Genomic DNA, 22,006 nt, shown 5'->3' with positions numbered 1-22,006 from the left:
ATCCTTCAGAACTGGTGACTCAGCTTTGGGGGTTGGAATGCCGCGCCTGCAACCACCGCAAGAGCAGCCGCACGCCCGAGCAGGCCGGCATGCCGCTGCTGTATGCGCCCTACGTGCCCAGCCTCTGGGAAGACTTCATCCTGCGCAACCGGCGCATCCTGGCCGACCAGATGGAGTTCCTCATGGCCCACGTGCCGCGCTCCTCGCGCCTGCTGGTCAACTGACACGGCGTCCATCGGGCAGGTCGCAGGCAAGCTCCGCTACCTTCAGCCACCATGCAGCCTGAGCGTCCATTGCGGGTCCTGGTGACCGATGACGACCCGATCCAGCTGCGCATTGCCGCGCGCCTGCTGCGCGAGCTGGGCCATTCCGGGGCCCTGGCCAACAACGGCCAGATCGCCCTGGACATGCTGGAGCGATTGCCCTTCGACCTCATGCTGCTGGACCTGAACATGCCGGTGCACGATGGCCTGGCGACCCTGGCCGGTCTGCGCCAGCGGCGCGAGCGCGGGCAGGCCACCCTCCCCGTCATCCTGGTCAGCGGCAACGACCTGGCGGACAACTGGGCCTACTACCGGGATGCCGGAGCCAGCGCCTACCTGGTCAAGCCGCTGGACATCAAGGACCTGGCAGCCGCACTGCAGCGGCTGTGAACGGCCCATGGATCAGCAGCTGGTCGTCCGTCGTTACCTGCTGATTTCCTCGGCGCTGTTCGTCCTGGGGCTGATGGGACTGGGCTACGCCCTGGTGGGGCAGCGGTTTGGCCATCTGCTGACCCGTGAAGTCCTGCTGGCGGCGGGCTTCAGCCTGGCGCTGGCCGGCGGCTGGCAGTTCTGGGCACTGGCCATCACGCACTACCGGGCCGACCAGCGATCCAGCGCGCTGGCCGACGAACTGGAGATGATGGCCAGCGTGGCCCAGCACACGGGCAGCCCCGTGATCGTGACCGATGCGCAGCACGCCGCCGTCTGGGTCAACGAATCCTTCTGCCGTGTGACGGGTTTTTCGCCTGCCGAGGTGATGGGACAACGGCCCGGGGGCCTGCTGCGTTCGCCACTGGCGGATCCGGCGACACTGGCCAGACTGGACGAGGCGATCCAGAAGCACGCCGGCATCGACCTGGAGGTGCTGCACCGTTACCGCGACGGCCGTGACCGCTGGGTGCGCATGCTGCTGTCGCCGCAGCAGGATGCCGCGGGCGGTTTCACCGGCTTCGTGACCGTGCTGGTGGATATCGACGAGCAGGTCCTGACCCGCGAAGCCCTGCGCACCAGCCAGGACATGCTGGCGCGCACCAGCCGCATTGCCGGCATCGGGAGCTGGTATGCCGACCTGCGCAGCCGCCGGCTCTACCTGTCGGATGAATGCCGCTCGATGCTGGGGCTCAGGGAGGACGAGGCGAGCCGCATCGAGGACATCTGGTGCCATTTCGACGAGACGCTGCGCGAGCAGGTGCGCGAGCAGCTGCAGGCCATGGAGCGGCTGGAGCGGTATTCGGTGGACCTGGTGGTGCGCATGAAGGGTGTGGAGCCAGACCGGCCCCAGTGGGTGCGCCTGGTCGCCGAGCTCGACTGGCATGGCGCGCGGACCGAACGCATCATCGGCTCGGTGCAGGACGTGAGCGCGCAGGTCCGCGCCCAGCAGCGCATCGAGGAGGAGCAGCGCATCCTGCGCGGCGCCATCGAGGCGGTGGACGAGGCCTTTGCCATCTACGACTCGCAAGACCGTCTGGTCTTCGCCAACGACAAGTACAAGGACCTCTACGCCCCGCACCAGGCTTTGGTGGTGGAGGGGGCCCGCTACGAGGACATCATCCGCTCAGCCGCGGGGAACGCCGTCTTCAAGGAGGCCCGGATTGGCAATGTCGTGGTGGACAGCCTCGAGGAGTGGCTGGCCGAGCGCCTGAAAAAATTCCGGCAGCCTCGTTCCGACTCGGTGATCGAACTCAGTGATGGCCGCTGGCTGCGCGTGGTCGAGCGCACCACCAGCGACGGTTTCCATGTTGGCTTTCGCATTGACATCACCAAGCTGCAGCACGCCCTGCAGGCGGCCGATGCCGCATCGCACAGCAAGGGCCAGTTCCTGGCCAACATGAGCCATGAGATCCGTACGCCCCTCAATGCCGTGCTGGGCCTGCTGCAGCTCCTGCGCTACACCTCGCTGACGCCGGAGCAGGGTGAACTGGTGCACAAGACGCATACCGCGGCGCGCTCCTTGCTGGCCATCCTCAACGACATCCTCGATTTCTCCAAGGTCGAGGCCGGCAAGATGGCGCTTCACCCCGAGCCCTTCGCGGTCGCGCAACTGATGCAGGAACTCCTGGTCATTCTGTCGGGCGCCCTGGGCGAGAAACAACTGGAACTGGTGGGCGACATCGATCCGCGCATTCCGCCCGTGCTGCTGGGCGACGCGCTGCGCCTCAAACAGGTGCTGATCAACCTGGGCGGCAATGCCATCAAGTTCACGGAACGCGGCCAGGTGCGGGTGGTCTTGTCCCTGGTGCACCGGGAAAACGGGCGGGTGCGGATCCGGTTCTCGGTTCAGGACACCGGCATCGGCATCAGTCCGGAGCAGCGCTTGCACATCTTCAGCGGCTTCTCGCAGGCCGAAGCCTCGACCGCGCGTCGTTACGGCGGTACCGGCCTGGGCCTGGCCATCAGCCAGCGGCTCGTGGCGCTGATGCAGGGCGAGATCACGCTGGACAGCGCGCCGGGCGCAGGCAGCGTGTTTGCCTTCGACGTCGACTTCCCGGTGGCGACGACGGCCCTGCCGCCGCCTCCGGCGCCGGGTGAGGGTGCGCATGCAGCGTCCGGCCCACGGCTGTCCGGCCTGCGCCTGCTGCTGGCCGAAGACAATGTGCTCAACCAGGAGGTGGCGCTGGCCATGCTGGCGCGCGAAGGCGCCCAGGTGGCACTGGCCGGGAACGGGCAGCAAGCCCTTGATCTGCTGGCAGCACAGCCGCAGGGATTCGATCTGGTGCTGATGGACATGCAGATGCCGGTGCTCGACGGCCTGCAGGCCACGCAGCAGATCCGCCAGCGCCTGCAGTTGCGCGCCCTGCCCATCGCGGCCATGACGGCCAATGCCATGCCGGCGGACCGCGACTTGTGCCTGGCAGCCGGCATGGATGCCCACATCGGCAAGCCTTTCGACATGGATGAACTGGTGGCCCTGATCCTGCGCTGGACCGGGCGCCTCAGCCCCCGCGATCAGATGCCGGCCGCCGCTGCGGTGACGCCACTGGCGCCGCCGCAGGTGCTGGAGGAGACCGGGACCTTGCGGCGCCTGGGAGGTGATGCAGCCCTGCTGCAACGCCTGCGCACCCGTCTGGGGACCATCCTGCCGGCCCAGCTGGCACAGACCCGCCTGGCCGTGGCGCAGGGCGACTGGGCCGGCGCTGCCGGCCTGATGCACCAGATCAAGAGCAGCGCGGCCGCCGTCGGTGCCCAGCGGCTGGCGCTGGACTGTGCCCGCGCCGAGCAGGACTGGAAGCGCTGCGCTGCAGCAGAGGCAGGGCCGCCGGACGACCCTGCCTGCCTGCTGGCAGGGCTGGAGGCGGCGGTGGCCCAGGTCCTGCCACTGCTGACCCCGTCGAGCGCAGCGAGCGGTGTGATGGATGCAGACCGGCCGGTGCAGACCGACCTGCTGTCCGAGCTGCACCGGCTCAAGAATCTGCTGGAACAGGCCGATATGGAAGCCGTGGAGGTGCATGAGCATCTGCTGGCGCAGCATGCCCGGGTAAGCGGTCCGCAGTTCGCCGGGCTCCATGCATTGATGGAGCAGATGGATCTGCTTGCTGCGGCCACGGAGGTGGCGCGGCTGCTGGAGGTGATCCGCCGGACCGGGCCGTGATGCCGGATGCCGCCGGCTTGACAAAAGCAGGTCGGCGCTCAAAGATGATTTCCATGAAGACACCCTGGCCATGCACGGGTGCCTGTCAGTTGTGTACCGCCAGACTCAACAGAAAGTCACGTCATGCGCAAGAACCTTCCGGTCAGCCAGAATGGATACGACTTCCCCTCCGACCAGACCCTGATTTCGGTCACGGACCTCAAGGGGCGCATGACCTACTGCAACACCAACTTCATCGCCGTCAGTGGTTACACGCGCGAGGAGCTGATGGGCCAGCCGCACAACATGGTGCGCCACCCGGACATGCCGGAAGAAGCCTTCCGCGACCTGTGGGCCACCATCCAGGGCGGCCTGCCCTGGTCGGCCCTGGTCAAGAACCGGCGCAAGAACGGCGACTACTACTGGGTGCGCGCCAATGCCACGCCCATGCGCAAGGGCTCGCAGATCGTGGGGTTCCTGTCGGTGCGCACCAAGCCGGGTGCGCAGGAGATCCAGGCCTGCGAAGCGCTCTACGCCACCATGCGCGCCGAGGCCGAAGCCGGGCGCCTGGTGCATCGGCTGCAGCGCGGGGTCTTGATCCGCGACGACCTGTTCGGGCGCGTCGGTCGCTGGCTCCGGCCCGGCCTGCGCAGCCAGCTGGTGCTGCTCAGCCTGTGGGCTGCCCTGGGTCCCTTCGTCTGCGCCCAGCTCGATGCGCCGCACTGGGTCACTGCCGTGGTGGCGGCGTTCACCGTGATCTCCGGCTCCTGGATGGCCATGCGTCTGACCCTCAGACCGCTCAAGGAAGTGGTGGACCTGGCCAACCTGGTGGCCAGCGGTGACCTGACCAGCTTCATCACGGTGAACGGCAAGGACGAGATCGGCCAGCTGCAGCTGGCCCTGGCCCAGCTGGTGGTGTCGGTGCGCACCGTGGTGCGCGACGTGCGGCACGAGGTGGCCAACCTGCGTGGCGCCAGCCAGGAGATCGCGGCGGGCAACCAGGACATGTCGACCCGCACCGAGGCGCAGGCCACCAACCTGGAGCAGACGGCCTCGTCCATGGAGGAAATCAACGGGACGACGCAGCAGACCACGCAGCTGGCGCGCGACGGGGCTCTCGTGGCGCGCGAAACCTCGACCGTGGCGCATCGCAGCCACGAGGCGGTGCTGGCCGTGGCCCAGACCATGCAGGAGATTTCGGACTCCTCGCGCCGCATCGGGGACATCATCCAGGTCATCGAGGGCGTGGCCTTCCAGACCAACATCCTCGCGCTCAATGCCGCCGTGGAAGCCGCGCGCGCCGGCGAACAGGGGCGCGGTTTTGCCGTGGTGGCGGCCGAGGTGCGCGCCCTGGCGCAGCGCACCACTTCGGCGGCCAAGGAAATCCGCACCCTGATCGAGGAATCCCGCGAGCGCGTGGATGCAGGGACGACGCGTACCGCGGATGCCCGCGCCCGCATGGACGAGGCCATGGCCTCGGTCGAGAAGGTGGCCAGTGTGCTGGAGAACATCAGCCATGCCACCACCGAGCAGTCCGTGGGTGTTGCCAAGGTCAGCACCGCGGTGGTCGAGATGGATGGCATCACGCAGCAGAACGCCGCCATGGTGGAGGAACTGGCCGCCGCCGCCCAGTCGCTCAACGGGCAGGTGCAGCAGGTGCACGACTCCATCCGGGTGTTCCGCCTGACCGATGCCGATGTCACCCTGGCCGAGGTCGATGCCGTCAGCCTGCGCAAGGACAACCGGGCCGGGGGCACGGGAGAGTTTGACCACGACGAGGCCCTCAGGACGCACCAGCAATACAGCATCACGCTGCGCAACGCCATCATGCGCAAGCTCACCCTGGACGCCGACAACCTGCGCCGGGACGACTGCTGCCAGCTGGGGGAGTGGCTGCGTGGCCCCGGCGGACAGCACGCTGCAAACAAGCCGGGTTTCACCGAGTTGCTACGCAACCACCGTGAGTTTCACCTGGAAGCGGGAAAGGTGGCCGACGCCATCAACAGCAAGCGCATGAGCGAGGCGCAGGCCATGCTGGAGTCCGGCCAGGGCTTTCACCATGCCGCCCGCGGTTTCATGTCCTCATTGCAGGCCTTGCACAGGAACGCCTGAGTTCACGCCCCGCTCAAAAAGCAGAAGGCCCGCAAAGCGGGCCTTCTGCTTGGGGGCGAACCTGGGCCTGATCAGGCGAAGACGCCGGCCGTTTCCTGCATGCGGGCCGACACCTCGCCCACCTGGTGCAGGCTGTCGCCGTAAGTCATTTCCAGCTGGGTCAGCTTCCTGAAGTAGTGGCTGACGATGTACTCGTCGGTCACGCCGATGCCGCCATGCAATTGCACGGCCTGCTGGCCCACGAAACGCATGGACAGTCCCAACTGCACCTTGGCGCGTGCCATGGCTCGGCGGCGCTCGTCGGCCGGGGCGTTGAGCTTGAGGCTGGCGTAGTAGCTCATGGAACGGGCCAGCTCCAGCTGCATCTTCATGTCGGCCGCGCGGTGGCGCAGGGCCTGGAAGCTGGCGATGGCCACGCCGAACTGCTTGCGCGTGTTCATGTAGTCCAGGGTCACGGCCAGGGTCTGGTCCATCACGCCCACGGCTTCGGCGCACAGCGACGCGATGCCGATGTCCACGGCGTGTTCCAGGGCCGTCAGGCCGTCGGCCGTGACGAGCTGCGCCGCGGCCTTGTCCAGCACCACGTCGGCGGCGCGGCCGCCATCCTGCGTGCCGTAGCCGCGTGTGCTCACGCCCTGGGTCGTGCGTTCCACCAGGAACAGGGCCAGCTTGCCACCGGTCATGGCCGGCACCAGGAAGGCATCGGCCTGGTCACCGGCCGGCACCATGTTCTTGGTACCCGACACGGCCCAGCCGCTACCGGCCTGTGCCGCCGTGGCGGTGCACACATCGAGGCGATAACGCGCCTTGCGCTCCTGCTGGGCCAGCACCACGAGTACTTCGCCCGCAGAGATACGCGGCAGCCAGCCGCTCTTGAGTTCAGCGCCAGCGTAGCCGGCCAGCACGGCGCCCGCGATCAGGCTTTGCGCCAGCGGCTCCAGCACGATGCCGCGCCCCAGCTCCTCCATCACCACCATGCCCTCGATCGGGCCCATGCCCAGGCCACCGTCGTCTTCGGGGATGTAGAGACCACAGAGGCCCAGTTCCGCCAGTTCAGTAAAAGCCTCACGCGAGAAACCGCCCGCGGCCTCAATGCTGCGGCGGCGCTCGAAGCCGTAGCCCTTCTCCACCCATTTGTGCACGGCGTCGCGCAGTTGCTGCTGGTCGTCGGTGAAATCGAAATCCATGTTCTGTCTCCTTGTGCTCAGCCGAGGATGGTTTGAGCCACGATGTTGCGTTGTACTTCGTTGGAACCACCGTAGATGGTGGTCTTGCGCATATTGAAGTAGGTCGAGGCCAGCGGGGCGTTGGCCAGCAAGCCGCCGGGGTAGTCCCCTTGCCAGCCGGCTTCCATGGCTTCGCGAATCAGGGGCAGGGCGTAGGGGCCGGCGGCCAGCATCATCAGTTCGGCGTAGCGCTGCTGGATCTCGCTGCCGCGGATCTTGAGCAGGCCGGCGATGTCCAGCGAGTTCTTGCCAGATTTCTCGGCGCTCAGCACCCGCAGCACCAGCATCTCCAGCGCCACCACGTCCACTTCCAGCTTGGCGATCTCGTCGCGGAATCGCACGTCCTCGTAGACGCCCTCGGCCTTGGCAATGCGCTTCAAGCGCTCCAGTTCGCGCTTGGCGCGGTTCACGTCGGCGATGTTGGTGCGCTCGTGGCTCAGCAGGTGCTTGGCGTAGGTCCAGCCCTTGTTCTCTTCACCGATCAGGTTCTCGGCCGGCACCTCGACGTTGTCGAAGAAGACCTCGTTGACTTCGCACTCGCCGTCCAGCAGCTTGATGGGGCGCACGGTCACGCCCTTGGACTTCATGTCGATCAGCAGGAAGGAGATGCCGGTCTGCGGCTTGCCTTCGTTGCTGGTGCGCACCAGACAGAAGATCCATTCGCCGTACTGGCCTAGCGTGGTCCAGGTCTTCTGGCCGTTGACGATGTACTTGTCACCCTGGCGCTCGGCGCGAGTCTTCACCGAGGCTAGGTCCGAACCGGAGCCCGGTTCGCTGTAGCCCTGGCTCCACCAGACTTCGCCGCTGGCAATGCCGGGCAGGAAACGCTGCTGCTGCTCGGGGCTGCCGAAGGCCATGATGACCGGAGCCACCATCACCGGGCCGAAGGGGATGACACGCGGCGCACCGGCCAGCGCGTTTTCTTCCTCGAACAGGTGCTTCTGGATGGCGTTCCAGCCCGGACCACCGAACTGCTTGGGCCAGCCCCAGCCCAGCCAGCCTTTCTTGCCCAGGATCTTGGCCCAGCGCTGGTGGTCGTCGCGGGTCAGCTGCAGGGCGTTGTGCACCTTGTGCGAGATGTCGGCCGGGAGGTTCGCGCGCACCCAGGCGCGGATCTCCTCGCGGAATGCTTGTTCTTCAGGGGTGAATGCCAAATCCATGGGGATCTCCGATAAAAAGCGGTTTTAGCTCCGGCATGACAAGTCCTGCGGACTTTGTCAGCCTGCACTGAAACCGGGGCGCTACGCGTACCCCGGTTTTAGCACGGTCGTTCGCTTACGGCTGTCCAGGTGGCGACATGCCGAGTTCCGCGCACAGTCGCTGCACGGTGACACGCAGCTGCGCGACCTCTGCTTCGAGCTGCGCCAGCCGCTCCACGGTGTTGCCGGTGACTTCGCCGCCTGGGGTGCGGGCTGCCGTTATGGGCCCGGCCTGCGTCTCGTCGACCGGGCCGCACAGCAGGTGCGCCCAGCGTTGCTCGCGCGTGCCGGGTGTCCTGGCCAGCTTGATGACCAGGGGGCCGCCTTTTTCGGCCGGGCGCTCTTGCAGTTCCTCCAGGAAACCCTCTACGGAGGAGATGTCGGCGAACTTGTACCAGCGCTCGGTGTTGAGCCGCAACTCGCCCGCAGTTTGCGGGCCGCGCAGCATCAGCAAGCCCAGCAGCACGGCCGATTGCTCCGGCACGCCGATGGCGCGCTGGGCGTTGTGCTCATAACGCGCCGTGCGCCCGCCGCTGACTTCGCGCACCAGCCCGAGCGGCTTCAATGTGTCCAGCGCGGTGGCGACCTGCGCCTCATCCAGTTCCATCAGCGGCTCGCGGCTGGTCTTCTGGTTGCAGCCCAGCAGCAGCGAGTTGAGCGTGAGCGGATAGCTGTCCGGCACGGTGCGGGCCTTCTCCATCAGGGTGCCCAGCACACGCGCCTCCACGGCGCTCAGAGTCGATGGCTGGGGCAGGGCGTGTGTGCTCAGGGTCATAATTCGTGCCGGTATGAAAAACATCGTCATTTTGATCTCAGGCGGCGGCTCGAATATGGCGGCCATCGTCCAGACGGCCGAACGTGAGGATTGGCGAGACAGATACGGCGCCCGTGTGGCCGCCGTGCTGAGCAACAAGGCCGATGCCAAGGGCCTGGTCCTGGCCCGCGAACGCGGCATCGCCACCGCCGTGCTCGACCACAAGGCCTACGACAGCCGCGAGGCCTTCGACGCCGCCCTGATGGCCGCCATCGACGCGCACCAGCCCGCCCTGGTGGTGCTGGCCGGTTTCATGCGCATCCTGACGCCGGGTTTTGTCCAGCACTACGCCGGGCGCCTGCTCAACATCCATCCTTCATTGCTGCCGGCTTTCACGGGCCTGCATACGCACCGCCGTGCCATCGAGGCCGGTTGCAAGTTTGCCGGCGCCACCGTGCACCAGGTCACGGCCGAACTGGACCATGGGCCCATCCTGGCCCAGGCCGTGGTGCCGGTGCTGCCGCAGGACGACGAACACACCCTCGCCGCCCGCGTACTGACGCAGGAGCACCAGATCTACCCGCGGGCGATCGTCGATTTGCTACAGAAGTTGTAGCAATCAGGGCGCAGACGAACCGGCTTCGCCCACCCAGGTGAAACGCGGCTGGCGTACGCCGGCGATCACGACTTCTTCGTTGAACATCGCCGCCGGCCGCACCCACAGGCCGCGCTCACCGTAAAGCGCGCGGTACAGGGTCATGGGCTCCAGCGTCTCGCTGTGACGCACGGTGCCCAGCACCTCGTACATCAGATTCTTGTAGTGCCGGTAGAGGCCGGGGCGGGTTTCGATCAGCGGGGGGAGGTTTTCATCGCTCATGGGACAATCCTAGGCCAAGTTCCAAACAACAAGATATGCATCCCCAAACCCTGCTGGACGTCTGCACCGAGCTCGTCCGGCTCACCCTCAAGTTCGACCACCCGGCCGACGCCATCGTGTCGCGCTTTTTCCGCGAGCACCGTGGCCTGGGCCCGCGCGAGCGCGCCACCCTGGCCGAGACGGTCTACACCGTGCTGCGCAAGAAGCTGCTGTTCGAGAAGCTGGCGCTCTCGGGCAGCGGGCCCAGGGAGCGGCGCCTGGCCATCCTCGGCTTCCACGGCCCGCGTGACTTCATCAAGAGCGTTCTGATCGAGCAGGAAAAGCAGTGGCTGGACCAGTGCGACCAGGTCAAGCCGACTGAATTGATGGACCTGCACCGCCACAACCTGCCTGAATGGCTGGTGCAACCGCTGAAAGACCAGCTGGGCGCAGGTTTCTGGCCCCTGGTCGAGAGCCTCAACCTAGGCGCGGGCCTGGACCTGCGCGTCAACACCCAGCTCGCGAAGCGCGAGGCCATCCAGAAGGAATTGAAGGAGGCTGGCATCAAGGCGGTGCCCACACCGTATTCACCCTGGGGGCTGCGCATCGACGGCAAGCCGGCGCTGAACAAGCTGGACGCCTTCACGCGCGGGGCCATCGAAGTGCAGGACGAGGGTTCGCAACTGCTGGCGCTGCTGCTGGATGCCCATCGCGGCGAGATGGTGGTGGATTTCTGTGCCGGCGCTGGCGGCAAGACCCTCGCCATCGGTGCGGCCATGCGCAGCACGGGCCGGCTGTATGCCTTCGACACCTCGGGTCACCGGCTCGAAGCCCTCAAACCCCGGCTGGCGCGCAGCGGCCTGTCCAATGTGCACCCGGCGGCCATCGCCCATGAGCGGGATGAGCGCATCAAGCGCCTGGCTGGCAAGATCGACCGCGTGCTGGTCGACGCGCCCTGCTCGGGCCTGGGCACCCTGCGCCGCAACCCCGACCTGAAATGGCGCCAGAGCCTGCAGGCCGTGGAAGAGATGACGGTCAAGCAGGCCGCCATCCTGGCCAGCGCCGCCCGCCTGCTCAAGTCCGGCGGCCGGCTGGTCTACGCCACCTGCAGTGTGCTGCCGCAGGAAAACGAGGCCATCGCCGAGGCCTTTTGCGCCGACCACCCCGACTTTCAGCCCCTGGACGCCGGCGAACTCCTGACCCAGCTCAAGGTCCCGGGCGCCGACCGCCTGTGCCATGGGGGCGACAATGGCCAGAAATACCTGCGGCTTTGGCCCCATCTGCATCAAACGGACGGCTTCTTCGCTGCAATTTGGCAAAAAAAGTAGGCATTTGACTTGAATTAAGGTTTCCCGCCTAAAACTGGCCCACTATGGCCAAAACAGGGTGGAACCCTTAGAATCCATGCCACAGGCCCGGCCGCTTATTTAAGGCTGGGCTTATTCCTATTCACTACGTTGAGAGACTTCTATGTTCTTACCTGACTGGGCTGTGCTGAACGCGGCCATTGACTGGCTGGCGCACGGCCTGTTGGACCTGAGCTGGTGGCAGATTGCCCTGGTCGCCCTGGCCTTGACCCACGTCACGATTGCCAGCGTCACCATCTTCCTGCACCGCCACCAGGCGCACCGCGCGCTGGATCTGCACGCCATCCCCTCGCACTTCTTCCGTTTCTGGCTGTGGCTGACCACGGGCATGGTGACCAAGGAGTGGGCCGCCATCCACCGCAAGCACCACGCCAAGTGCGAGCAGGCCGAAGACCCGCACAGCCCGCAGGTCTACGGCATCAAGAAAGTCTTCTTCGAAGGCTCCGAGCTCTATCGTGCCGAAGCCAAGAACCAGGAGACCATGGCCCGTTATGGCCACGGCACCCCGGACGACTGGATCGAGCGCAACCTCTACACCCGTTATTCCTGGCAGGGCGTGGGTCTGATGATGATCATCGACCTGGCCCTGTTCGGTGCCGCCGGTGCGGCCGTCTGGGCCCTGCAGATGGCCTGGATCCCGATCACCGCCGCCGGCATCATCAACGGCATCGGTCACTACTGGGGTTACCGCAACTTCGAGGCACCCGACGCCAGCACCAACATCTCCCCCTGGGGCATCATCATCGGCGGTGAGGAGTTGCACAACAACCACCACACCTATCCGACCTCGGCCAAGCTGTCCGTGAAGCCCTACGAGTTCGACATCGGCTGGATGTACATCAGCATCCTGAGCGCCATGGGCCTGGCCAAGGTCAAGAAGACCGCACCCAAGCTGGCCCTGGGTGACATCAAGCCCGTGGCCGACGACAAGACCCTCGAGGCCTTGATCGCCAACCGCTACGAGATCATGGCCGGCTACGCCGCCGGCATGCAGCGCGCCTTCCAGCAGGAAGTCGCCTCCCTCAAGGCCCGCAGCGCCGACACCGCCGTCATCAAGGCCGCCAGCCGCTGGCTGCATCGTGACGAAGACAAGGTTCCCGCCACCGTGGCTCCCGTGCTGGCCCAGGCCCGCGCCGCTTCCCCGGTGCTGGACAAGATGGTCACCATGCGCGAAGAACTGCGCCAGCTCTGGCTGAACACCTCGCTCTCGCGCGAGCAGCTGCTGGCCAATCTGCAGGCCTGGTGCCACCGTGCCGAAGAGAGCGGCATCGCTGCGCTGCAGGAGTTCTCGATGAAGTTGCGGATGGCTCGCGCCTGAGACGCTTCGCCTACTCCATGATCAAGCCCGCCGCGTGCGGGCTTTTTCTTTGGGGTGGGCTGAGCATCAAAAAAGCCACCCACAGGTGGTTCGGGCCTGTTCACACTCATTTCTCAAGATGCGTTGCGGATCAAAAAAGTCATGCGGTAGGCGCGGAGATGCCGCCGGAGTAATTTCCGGCAAGGCTGCGTAACACCCCGCATGGCTTTTTTGGCCGCAACCCAGAGGGAACGAGGTGAAAACCGCGCCACTCGTTGTTGCACTCCTAGCCCAGGCGGCGAGCCTGGGCGTCGTCGCGCGCCTAGATTGGCGCGGTTTTCACCTCGTTCGCACTTGAGAAATGAGTGTGAACAGGCCCTAGTTCAGGAGGTGCGGAACTCGCGGAAGGCGTCGTCGTCGATCTGCGCCAGCGCGGCGTTCAGGCCTTCGGCCAATGCAACAGCCTCTGATCGCAGGCCGCGCCGGTCCGAGGTGTGCGGGTCCGCGCCATCGATGGTGTATTCCCAGCCGAAGGTTCCGTCCTTGCGCGCCACCGAGGTCACCACGATGGCTTTTTCGCGGTAGACCTCGGCGCGCGTGCTCACTTCTTGCTCTTGGTATCGAACGACAGCAGTTCGGCACCGACGCCAGCCGACAGCAGGCCGGTCTGGGAATAGATGCCCAGCTTGGCGCGCGTGTCCGTGATGTCCAGGTTGCGCATGGTCAGCTGGCCGATGCGGTCCAGCGGGCTGAAAGGCGCGTCCTCCACCTTCTCCATGCTCAGGCGCTCGGGCGCGTAGGTGAGGTTGGGGCTCTCGGTGTTGAGGATGGAGTAGTCGTTGCCGCGGCGCAGCTCCAGCGTGACCTCGCCGGTGACGGCGTGGGCAATCCAGCGCTGGGCGGCTTCGCGCAGCATGATGGCCTGCGGGTCGAACCAGCGGCCCTGGTAGAGCAGGCGGCCCAGCTTGCGGCCGTTGTCGCGGTATTGCTCGATGGTGTCCTCGTTGTGGATGCCGGTCACCAGGCGTTCGTAGGCGATGTAGAGCAGGGCCAGGCCGGGGGCTTCGTAGATGCCGCGGCTCTTGGCCTCGATGATGCGGTTCTCGATCTGGTCGCTCATGCCCAGGCCGTGGCGCCCGCCGATGCGGTTGGCTTCCAGGATCAGGGCCACCGGGTCATCGAAGCGCACGCCGTTCAGCGCCACAGGCTGGCCTTCCTCGAAGCGTACGGTCACTTCCTCGCGCTTGACGACCACGTCGTCTTTCCAGAAGGCCACGCCCATGATGGGGTTCACGATCTTGATGCCGGAGTTCAGCTGCTCCAGGTCTTTGGCTTCGTGCGTGGCGCCCAGCATGTTGGAATCGGTGCTGTAGGCCTTCTCGGCGCTCATCTTGTAGCCGAAGCCGTGCTGCGTCATGAAGGCGCTCATCTCGGCGCGGCCGCCCAGCTCGTCGATGAAAAGCTGGTCCAGCCAGGGCTTGTAGATCTTGAGCGAGGGGTTGGTCAGCAGGCCGTAGCGGTAGAAGCGCTCGATGTCATTGCCCTTGAAGGTCGAGCCGTCACCCCAGATGTTGACGTCGTCTTCCTTCATCGCTGCCACCAGCATGGTGCCGGTGACGGCACGGCCCAGCGGCGTGGTGTTGAAGTAAGTGGCGCCGGCGGTGGTGATGTGGAAGGCGCCGGCCTGCAGCGCGGCAATGCCTTCGTGCGCCAGCTGGCGGCGGCAGTCGATCAGGCGGGCCAGCTTGGCGCCATATTCCATGGCCTTGCGCGGGATGGCGTCGTAGTCCGGTTCGTCGGGCTGGCCCAGGTTGGCAGTGTAGGCGTAGGGCTCGGCGCCCTTGAGCTTCATCCACAGCAGGGCGGCGCTGGTGTCCAGGCCGCCCGAGAAGGCGATGCCGACCTTCTGGCCGATGGGGAGGTTTTGCAGGATGGTGGCCATGGGATTAACCGAAGTGGCAGATGTAGTGGTAGGGCTCGGTGACCCGGATCTCGAAGCTCGAGTTGCCGGGCACGCTGAACTTGCTGCCCGCGGCCGACTTGACCCAGGCGTCCGAGCCCTTGAGCTTGTACTCGCAGCTGCCGGCCACGCATTCCATGATCTCGGGCGCACCGGTGTTGAAGGTCAGGGTGGCGGGCAGGACCACGCCGACGGATTTTTTGGTGCCGTCGGCCAGGGTGATGCTGTGGCTGACGCACTTGCCGTCGAAATAGACATTGGCCTGGGTGGTGACGGTCACGCCGGTGTATTGCTGGGTCATGGTGTGGTGCTCTGTTTGCAGGGGCGAATCCGCGATTTTAAGGCAGGGGGCTGTCCGGCCGGCTTCAGAGGCGCTGGAGCCACTCCGTGGCGTCGAAGCCCACGCTCACATCCTGCGCATTCCATTCGACCACGGGGCGCTTGATCACGCTGGCCTGGGCCAGCATCAGGGCGCGGGCACTGCGGGCATCGGTGACGCCGGCCTGGGTGGCCGGCTCCAGCTTGCGCCAGGTCGTGCCCTGGCGGTTCAGCAGCTTTTCCCAGCCGGCCGTGGCCAGCCAGTGGTCCAGACGGGCTTCGGGCACGCCCTGCTTCTTGAAATCGTGGAACAACACCTCCACCTGATGTTCAGCAAGCCAGGCGCGCGCCTTTTTCACCGTGTCGCAGTTGGAGATGCCGTAGAGGGTGATGGAATTCTTCATAGGCGACAATTCTCCCGTATGAACACGCTTTCTGACTGGCTGGCCCACTGCGAGCGCCTGCATCCCAAGACCATCGACATGGGGCTGGACCGCGTCAAGGCCGTGGCCCAGCGCATGGGCCTCAGCTTCGAATGTCCGATCATCACCGTGGCCGGCACCAATGGCAAGGGTTCCACCTGCGCCATGCTGGAGTCCATCCTCGGCCAGGCCGGCTACCGCACCGGCGTCTACACCTCGCCGCATCTCGTGCACTTCGAGGAACGCCTGCGCCTGCGGGGCGAGGCGGTCAAGGCCGACGAGTTGCTGCCGTCCTTTGCGCGTGTCGAGCTGGCCCGCACCGCGGACGGCGACGAGATCTCGCTGAGTTACTTCGAATTCACCACCCTGGCCATCCTGGACTGCATCGCGCAGGCAGGCGTGGACGTGGCCATCCTGGAGGTGGGCCTGGGCGGGCGGCTCGATGCCGTCAACATCCTCGATGCCGACTGCGCCATCATCACCAGCATCGACCTTGACCACATGGAACTGCTCGGCCCCGACCGCGAAAGCATCGGCCGCGAGAAGGCCGGCATCATGCGCACCGGGCGCCCGGTGGTGGTGAGCGATCCCATCCCGCCGCAAAGCGTGATCGACCATGCTGCCGCCATCGACGCCGAACTCTGGCGTTTCGGCCGCGACTTCAACTACTCGGGGGACAAGCAGCAGTGGAGCTGGGCCGGCCGGGACCGCCGTTACAGCGGCCTGGCCTACCCGGCGCTGCGCGGTGCCAACCAGCTGGTCAACGCCTCGGGGGTGCTGGCCGCCCTCACGGCGCTGCGCGAGAAGCTGCCGGTAACGGCGCAGGCCGTACGCAATGGCCTGGCCTTCGTGGAATTGCCCGGGCGTTTCCAGATCATCCCGGGCCAACCCACCCTGGTGCTCGACGTGGCGCACAACCCGCATTCGGTGGCTGCGCTGACCGCCAATCTGGACGCCATGGGCTACTACCCCACGACCCATGCCGTTTTCGGTGCCATGGCCGACAAGGACCTGGCGCCCATGCTGGCGCGCATCATGCCGCTGGTGGACCGCTGGTATTTCACCGATCTGCCCACGCCGCGGGCCGCCAGCGCGGCCGATCTGCAGGCCCGCTGCCAGGCGCTGAACCCGGGCGTGGCCAGCGCGTCCGCGCTCTTCGCCGACCCCCTGTTGGCCCTGCGTGCGGCCGTCGCCGCAGCGGACCCCGCTGATAGAATCGTGGTCTTCGGATCGTTCTACACGGTCGGTGGCGTTCTGAAGGAAGGCGTGCCGCGCCTTCAAGCCCAGCATCTCAAACCCTGAACCCGTAGCACATGGCCTTTTTCAAGTTCCGCAAGGGTGGTGACGATCAGACAGCGCCTGCCGCGCAGCCCGAGAGCGTCGAGGTGCTGCGTCGGCGCGCCAAGAACCGGCTGATCGGTTCGGCCATCCTGGTGCTGATCGGCGTCATCGGTTTTCCCCTGCTGGTGGACAAGCAGCCGCGCCCCGTGGCGGTGGACCTGCCGATCGAGATCCCCGACAAGAACAAGGTGCTGCCGCTGACCGCCCCCGCCCTGCCGGCGCCGGCAGCCGCTGTACCCGAAACCCCGCCCTCCGCCTCGGCCTCGGGCCCCATCACCGAAGCAGCCCCTGCTTCAGCGGCCAAACCGGCGCCGGCTGCCAAACCCGAGGCCAGGCCTGAACCCAAGGCGACCAAGCCCGACACCAAGGCAGAACCCAAAAAGGCCGACAGCAAGGCGGCGGCCGAAACCCGTTACGTGGTGCAGGTCGGCTCCTTTGCCGACGAAAGCCGTGCGCGCGAGGCGCGCAGCAAGATCGAGCGCGCCGGCCTCAAGAATTACACCCAGGCCGTGGAGACCAAGGACGGCAAGCGCATCCGGGTGCGTGCCGGCCCCTTTGCCAGCAAGGCCGAGGCCGAGCGTGCCGCGGAGAAGCTCAAGAAACTCGATCTGCCGGGAACGGTGCTGAGCCTGTAAGGACATGGCCATCGCCGTACTCGACTGGATTTTCATCGCTGCCTTGCTGGCCTCGACCGCCCTGGGTGTCTGGCGCGGTTTTGTTTACGAGGTGATGTCGGTATTGAACTGGCTGCTGGCCTTCGTGCTGGCCCAGTGGCTGGGTGCCGATGTCGGCCGCCAGTTGCCGATCGACAGCAGCTCGGAGGCCTTGGTCCAGATCATCGGTTTTGTGCTGGTTTTCGTGGCGTCCGTGTTCATCGGCGGTCTGGTCGTGTGGGGTATACCCAAATTGATCGAGCAGGCCGGCCTGCGGCCCGTGGACCGGGTGCTGGGCGGTGTGTTCGGCCTGCTGCGCGGCGTCATCCTGTTGCTGGCACTGGCGGTGCTGGTGCTGATGTCGTCGCTCAAGAGCCAGGCCTGGTGGCGTGAGGCCAAGGCCGCGCGGGTGTCGGTGGAGGTGCTGAAGGTGCTCAAGCCGATGCTGCCGCAAAGTGTGGGAAAGTATTTGCCCTGAAATGATCGGGTCGTGCACGGACTGGCCGTGTGCCCCTGACTGGAAGTGAAACTATGTGTGGAATCGTCGGCGTTGTCAGCAACGCACCCGTCAACCAGCTGATCTATGACTCGCTGCTGCTGCTGCAGCACCGCGGGCAGGATGCGGCCGGCATCGTGACCCAGCAGGATCGCAAGTTCTTCATGCACAAGGCCAAGGGCATGGTGAAGGACGTGTTCCGCACGCGCAATATGCGTGCGTTGCCGGGCAACTGCGGCCTGGGCCAGGCCCGTTATCCGACGGCGGGCAACGCCTACAGCGAGGAAGAGGCGCAGCCCTTCTACGTGAACGCGCCCTTCGGCATCGTGCTGGTGCACAACGGCAACCTGACCAATGCGCATGCGCTCAAGGCCGAGCTGTTCAACACCGACCACCGCCACATCAACACCGAGAGCGACTCCGAAGTCCTGCTCAACGTGCTGGCCGACGAACTGGACAAGTCCACGCGCGGCAAACCGCTGCGTGTCGGTGAGGTGTTCGCCGCCGTGCGCCAGGTGCACAAGCGCATCCGCGGCTCCTATGCCGTGATCGCGCTGATCGCCGGCCACGGTGTGCTGGCCTTCCGTGATCCCTATGGCATCCGTCCCCTGTGCATGGGGCGCAGCGCCGAGGGCACGGTGATGCTGGCCAGCGAATCCGTGGTGCTCGAAGGCACGGGCCATGTACTCGAGCGCGACATCGCGCCGGGCGAGGCGGTGTTCATCGACCTGGAAGGCCGCGTCAGCGCCCTGCAGTGCGCCGACGTGCCGCGCCTGCACCCCTGCATCTTCGAATTCGTCTACCTGGCCCGCCCCGACTCGGTGATGGACGGCATCTCGGTCTACCAGGCGCGCCTGAACCTGGGCGAGACCCTGGCCAAGCGCGTGGTCTCCACCGTGCCACCCAGCGAGATCGACGTCGTCATCCCCATCCCCGAATCGAGCCGCCCCAGCGCCATGCAGCTGGCCCAGCTGCTGGGCCTGCCCTACCGCGAGGGTTTCGTGAAGAACCGCTATGTGGGCCGCACCTTCATCATGCCGGGCCAGGCTGTGCGCAAGAAGAGCGTGCGCCAGAAGCTCAACGTGATCGGCAGCGAGTTCAAGGGCCGCAACGTCTTGCTGGTGGACGACTCCATCGTGCGTGGCACGACCAGCCGCGAGATCGTGCAGATGGCGCGCGAGGCCGGCGCCAACAAGGTCTACATGGCCAGTGCCGCGCCGCCGGTGCGTTTCCCCAACGTCTACGGCATCGACATGCCCACGGTGGAAGAGCTGGTGGCGCATGGCCGTACCGTGGAGGAAGTGCGCCAGATCATTGGCGCCGATGCGCTGATCTACCAGGACGTGGACGCCATGAAACATGCCATCGGCAAGCTGAACAAGAAGATCAGCGGTTTCGACGCGTCCTGCTTCGACGGTGTGTATGTCACGGGTGACATCCAGGCCGAAGACATCGCGCGCCTGAATGCCAGCCGCGTCAAGGGGGGCGAGGACGACGCCGACACCTCGCGTCTGGCCCTGCCCAACCACCAGGGGGACTGAGCGCATGAGCAGCAAGACCTCCAGGGAAAAATCCCGGCCCGAAGGCCTGCGCCTGCAGACGCTGGCGGTGCGTGCGGCCGTCGAGCGCAGCCAGTACGGCGAAAACTCCGAGGCGCTGTACCTGACCAGCGGTTATGTGCAGCCCAGCGCGGAGATCTCCGCGCGCCGTTTTGCCGGCGAAGAGGAGGGCTACACCTACGGCCGCTCCGGCAACCCCACGGTCACCAGCTTCGAGCAGAGGTTGGCGGCCCTGGAGGGAACCGAGGCCTGCATGGCCACCTCCTCCGGCATGTCGGCCATCATGCTGATGTGCTTCAGCCTGCTGAAGGCGGGCGACCACGTGGTTTATTCCCAGTCCCTGTTCGGCTCGACCATCAAGCTGATTGGCTCCGAGTTCGCCCGCTTCGGTGTGGAGTCCACCGCCGTGCCGCAGACCGATCTGGCGGCCTGGAAACAAGCGGTGCGCCCCAACACGCGCCTGCTGTTTGCCGAGACGCCCACCAACCCGCTGACCGAGGTCTGCGACATCGCCGCGCTGGCCGACATCGCGCACAACGCCGGCGCCCTGCTGGCCGTGGACAACTGCTTTGCCACGCCCGCGCTGCAGCGCCCGGTCGACATGGGCGCCGACATCGTCATGCACTCGGGCACCAAGTACCTCGACGGCCAGGGCCGTGTCATGGCCGGCGCCCTGTGCGCCAGCGAGAAGATGGTGCTGGAGAAATTCCTGCCCGTGCAGAAGAACAGCGGCATGGTGCTGTCACCCTTCAACGCCTGGGTGGTGCTCAAGGGCCTGGAGACGCTGGACCTGCGCATGCGCGCCCAGAGCGCGCTCACGCATGAACTGGCCCTCTGGCTGCAGCAGCACCCGGCGGTGGCACGCGTGCATTACCCCGCGCTGGCCGACCACCCCCAGCATGCCTTGGCCATGCAGCAGATGTCGGGCCTGGGTGGCGCCGTGCTGTCCTTCGATGTGAAGGCGACCAGCCCCGAGCAGGCGCGTGCGCGTGCCTTCCATGTGCTGGACTCGCTGCAGACCCTGTCGCTGTGCACCAACCTGGGCGACACCAAGACCCTGCTCACCCACCCGGCCAGCACCTCGCACGGCAAGCTGTCCGAGGCCCAGCGCCAGGCGGCCGGCATCGGCCAGGGCCTGATCCGTGTGGCCGTGGGCCTGGAGCATCCGCAGGACGTGCAGGACGACCTGGCACGCGGCCTGAACACCCTTTGAACTGATTTCACCGTGACCCAACGCGTTCGTACCCGCTTCGCCCCGTCGCCGACGGGTTTCATCCACCTCGGCAACATCCGCTCGGCCCTTTATCCCTGGGCGTTCGCGCGCGCCACGGGGGGGGACTTCATTCTGCGCATCGAGGACACCGACCTGGATCGCTCCACCCAGGCCGCAGTGGACGTCATCATCGAAGGCATGGCCTGGCTGGGTCTGAGCTATGACGAAGGCCCGTTCTACCAAATGCAGCGCATGGAGCGCTACAAGGTCGTGCTGGCCGAGCTGCAGGCTGCCGGCCATGTCTACCCCTGCTACATGAGCGTGGAGGAGCTCGACGCCTTGCGCGAGCGCCAGATGGCCCACAAGCAGAAACCCCGTTACGACGGCACCTGGCGCCCCGAGCCGGGCAAGGCCCTGCCGCCGGTGCCTGCCGGTGTGAAGCCCGTGCTGCGTTTCAAGAACCCGCTGGGCGGCGCCGTGGTGTGGGACGACAAGGTCAAGGGCCGCATCGAGATCAGCAACGATGAACTCGACGACCTGGTGATCGCGCGCCCCGACGGCACGCCCACCTACAACTTCTGCGTGGTGGTGGACGACATCGACATGGCCATCACTCACGTGATCCGTGGCGACGACCACGTGAACAACACGCCGCGCCAGATCAACATCTTCAAGGCCCTGGGCAAGGAACCCCCGGTCTACGCCCACCTGCCCACCGTGCTCAACGAGCAGGGCGAGAAGATGAGCAAGCGCAACGGCGCCAAGCCCGTCACCCAGTACCGCGACGAGGGCTACCTGCCCGATGCCATGGTCAACTACCTGGCGCGTCTGGGCTGGAGCCATGGCGACGACGAAATCTTCAGCCGTGCGCAGTTCCTGGAGTGGTTCGACCTCGATCACCTGGGTCGCAGCGCCGCGCAGTTCGACGAGGCCAAGCTGCGCTGGGTCAACGCCCAGCACCTCAAGGCCATGGCCGACGAGGCCCTGGCGCCACTGGTGGCCGAGCAGTTGCAGAAGCGCGGCATCGCCGCCGACGAGCGCCTGCCGCGCATCTGCGGCCTGTTCAAGGACCGCTGCGACACCACCGTGGCCCTCGCCGACTGGGCCCAGGCCTTTTATGGCGACGTGACCCCGAAGGCCGAGGACATGGCCCAGCACGTGACCGATGCCGTCAAGCCCGCGCTGGCCCAGCTCCAGGACAAGCTGGCTGCCTGTGCCTGGGACAAGGCCGGCATTGCCGCGGCCATCAAGGAAGTGCTCACCGCTGCAGGCTTGAAGATGCCGCAGCTGGCCATGCCGGTGCGTGTGCTGGTGCTGGGCACGCCCCAGACCCCCTCGCTGGATGCCGTGCTGGAGCTGCTGCCCCGCGAAAAAGTTCTGACCCGTTTGCAAAGGGTCTGAA

The 22,006-nt window shown here is 66.2% G+C and carries 20 protein-coding genes and 1 pseudogene; 13 read left to right on the top strand and 8 right to left on the bottom strand.

The window, feature by feature from the left end:
• Positions 1-38: 38 nt before the first annotated feature.
• From HTY51_RS12120 to HTY51_RS12105, 4 genes and pseudogenes are all read left to right on the top strand, one after another.
• Positions 39-224, top strand: a pseudogene (locus HTY51_RS12120) (HNH endonuclease); the annotation flags it as partial.
• Between the two features lie 51 nt (positions 225-275).
• The gene (locus tag HTY51_RS12115) at positions 276-653 is read left to right on the top strand and encodes a response regulator (protein WP_174252962.1); all 378 of its coding nucleotides are present in this window, start codon (positions 276-278) and stop codon (positions 651-653) included.
• 7 nt (positions 654-660) lie between these two features.
• Positions 661-3,852 (top strand): ATP-binding protein, encoded by a 3,192-nt coding sequence (locus HTY51_RS12110; RefSeq protein WP_174252961.1) that lies wholly within the window; start codon positions 661-663, stop codon positions 3,850-3,852.
• 123 nt (positions 3,853-3,975) lie between these two features.
• Positions 3,976-5,943 carry a methyl-accepting chemotaxis protein gene (locus tag HTY51_RS12105; RefSeq protein WP_174252960.1) on the top strand — a complete coding sequence of 656 codons (1,968 nt, stop codon included), beginning with the start codon at positions 3,976-3,978 and terminating at the stop codon, positions 5,941-5,943.
• A gap of 71 nt (positions 5,944-6,014) precedes the next feature.
• Here HTY51_RS12105 and HTY51_RS12100 read toward each other — a convergent pair whose 3' ends face one another.
• From HTY51_RS12100 to HTY51_RS12090, 3 genes are all read right to left on the bottom strand, one after another.
• Positions 6,015-7,130, bottom strand: a complete 1,116-nt coding sequence (locus tag HTY51_RS12100) for an acyl-CoA dehydrogenase family protein (protein WP_174252959.1) — start codon at positions 7,128-7,130, stop codon at positions 6,015-6,017.
• A gap of 17 nt (positions 7,131-7,147) precedes the next feature.
• On the bottom strand, positions 7,148-8,329 hold the full coding sequence (locus HTY51_RS12095) for an acyl-CoA dehydrogenase family protein (protein ID WP_174252958.1): 1,182 nt from the start codon (positions 8,327-8,329) through the stop codon (positions 7,148-7,150).
• Between the two features lie 115 nt (positions 8,330-8,444).
• A complete protein-coding gene (locus HTY51_RS12090) occupies positions 8,445-9,143 on the bottom strand; it encodes a YceH family protein (protein ID WP_254606871.1) in 699 nt (232 codons plus the stop codon).
• A gap of 13 nt (positions 9,144-9,156) precedes the next feature.
• Between HTY51_RS12090 and purN the strand changes: the two genes are divergently transcribed.
• Positions 9,157-9,738, top strand: a complete 582-nt coding sequence (purN, locus tag HTY51_RS12085) for a phosphoribosylglycinamide formyltransferase (RefSeq protein WP_174252957.1) — start codon at positions 9,157-9,159, stop codon at positions 9,736-9,738.
• Between the two features lie 3 nt (positions 9,739-9,741).
• On the opposite strand, the gene HTY51_RS12080 is transcribed toward purN, so the two are convergent.
• Entirely contained in the window at positions 9,742-9,999 is a 258-nt protein-coding gene (locus HTY51_RS12080; RefSeq protein WP_174252956.1) for a DUF1653 domain-containing protein, read from the bottom strand.
• A gap of 35 nt (positions 10,000-10,034) precedes the next feature.
• On the opposite strand from HTY51_RS12080, the gene HTY51_RS12075 reads away from it, so the two are divergent.
• Positions 10,035-11,306, top strand: a complete 1,272-nt coding sequence (locus HTY51_RS12075) for an RsmB/NOP family class I SAM-dependent RNA methyltransferase (RefSeq protein ID WP_174252955.1) — start codon at positions 10,035-10,037, stop codon at positions 11,304-11,306.
• Between the two features lie 142 nt (positions 11,307-11,448).
• Complete coding sequence (locus tag HTY51_RS12070) at positions 11,449-12,663, top strand: acyl-CoA desaturase (RefSeq protein WP_174252954.1); 1,215 nt, start codon at positions 11,449-11,451, stop codon at positions 12,661-12,663.
• 362 nt (positions 12,664-13,025) lie between these two features.
• Here the strand turns inward: HTY51_RS12070 and HTY51_RS12065 are convergent, their stop codons facing one another.
• From HTY51_RS12065 to HTY51_RS12050, 4 genes are all read right to left on the bottom strand, one after another.
• Positions 13,026-13,247: a hypothetical protein gene (locus HTY51_RS12065; RefSeq protein WP_174252953.1), complete on the bottom strand. Its 222-nt coding sequence runs from the start codon at positions 13,245-13,247 to the stop codon at positions 13,026-13,028.
• Entirely contained in the window at positions 13,244-14,584 is a 1,341-nt protein-coding gene (gene argG / locus HTY51_RS12060) for an argininosuccinate synthase (RefSeq protein ID WP_174252952.1), read from the bottom strand. Before argG ends, HTY51_RS12065 begins: the two co-directional genes overlap by 4 nt.
• Positions 14,585-14,588: 4 nt before the next feature.
• Positions 14,589-14,903 carry a pyrimidine/purine nucleoside phosphorylase gene (locus HTY51_RS12055; RefSeq protein WP_174252951.1) on the bottom strand — a complete coding sequence of 105 codons (315 nt, stop codon included), beginning with the start codon at positions 14,901-14,903 and terminating at the stop codon, positions 14,589-14,591.
• A gap of 64 nt (positions 14,904-14,967) precedes the next feature.
• A complete protein-coding gene (locus HTY51_RS12050) occupies positions 14,968-15,324 on the bottom strand; it encodes an ArsC family reductase (RefSeq protein WP_174252950.1) in 357 nt (118 codons plus the stop codon).
• Positions 15,325-15,342: 18 nt separating this feature from the next.
• On the opposite strand from HTY51_RS12050, the gene folC reads away from it, so the two are divergent.
• Genes folC through gltX form a run of 6 tightly spaced genes read left to right on the top strand, consistent with a single transcriptional unit; the run spans position 15,343 to position 22,005 of the window.
• Positions 15,343-16,644, top strand: a complete 1,302-nt coding sequence (gene folC, locus HTY51_RS12045) for a bifunctional tetrahydrofolate synthase/dihydrofolate synthase (RefSeq protein ID WP_174252949.1) — start codon at positions 15,343-15,345, stop codon at positions 16,642-16,644.
• 11 nt (positions 16,645-16,655) lie between these two features.
• Positions 16,656-17,318 carry an SPOR domain-containing protein gene (locus tag HTY51_RS12040; protein ID WP_174252948.1) on the top strand — a complete coding sequence of 221 codons (663 nt, stop codon included), beginning with the start codon at positions 16,656-16,658 and terminating at the stop codon, positions 17,316-17,318.
• A gap of 4 nt (positions 17,319-17,322) precedes the next feature.
• Entirely contained in the window at positions 17,323-17,814 is a 492-nt protein-coding gene (locus HTY51_RS12035; RefSeq protein ID WP_371733804.1) for a CvpA family protein, read from the top strand.
• Between the two features lie 53 nt (positions 17,815-17,867).
• Entirely contained in the window at positions 17,868-19,373 is a 1,506-nt protein-coding gene (gene purF / locus HTY51_RS12030; protein WP_174252947.1) for an amidophosphoribosyltransferase, read from the top strand.
• A gap of 4 nt (positions 19,374-19,377) precedes the next feature.
• Positions 19,378-20,604 (top strand): O-succinylhomoserine sulfhydrylase, encoded by a 1,227-nt coding sequence (locus HTY51_RS12025; RefSeq protein WP_174252946.1) that lies wholly within the window; start codon positions 19,378-19,380, stop codon positions 20,602-20,604.
• A 12-nt stretch (positions 20,605-20,616) separates the two neighbouring features.
• On the top strand, positions 20,617-22,005 hold the full coding sequence (gltX, locus tag HTY51_RS12020; RefSeq protein WP_174252945.1) for a glutamate--tRNA ligase: 1,389 nt from the start codon (positions 20,617-20,619) through the stop codon (positions 22,003-22,005).
• Position 22,006 lies beyond the last annotated feature (1 nt).

Origin of the sequence: Rhodoferax sp. BAB1 (assembly GCF_013334205.1) — a bacterium.
GTDB lineage: Bacteria > Pseudomonadota > Gammaproteobacteria > Burkholderiales > Burkholderiaceae_C > Hylemonella.
This window is presented reverse-complemented; position numbering and strand designations above follow the sequence as displayed.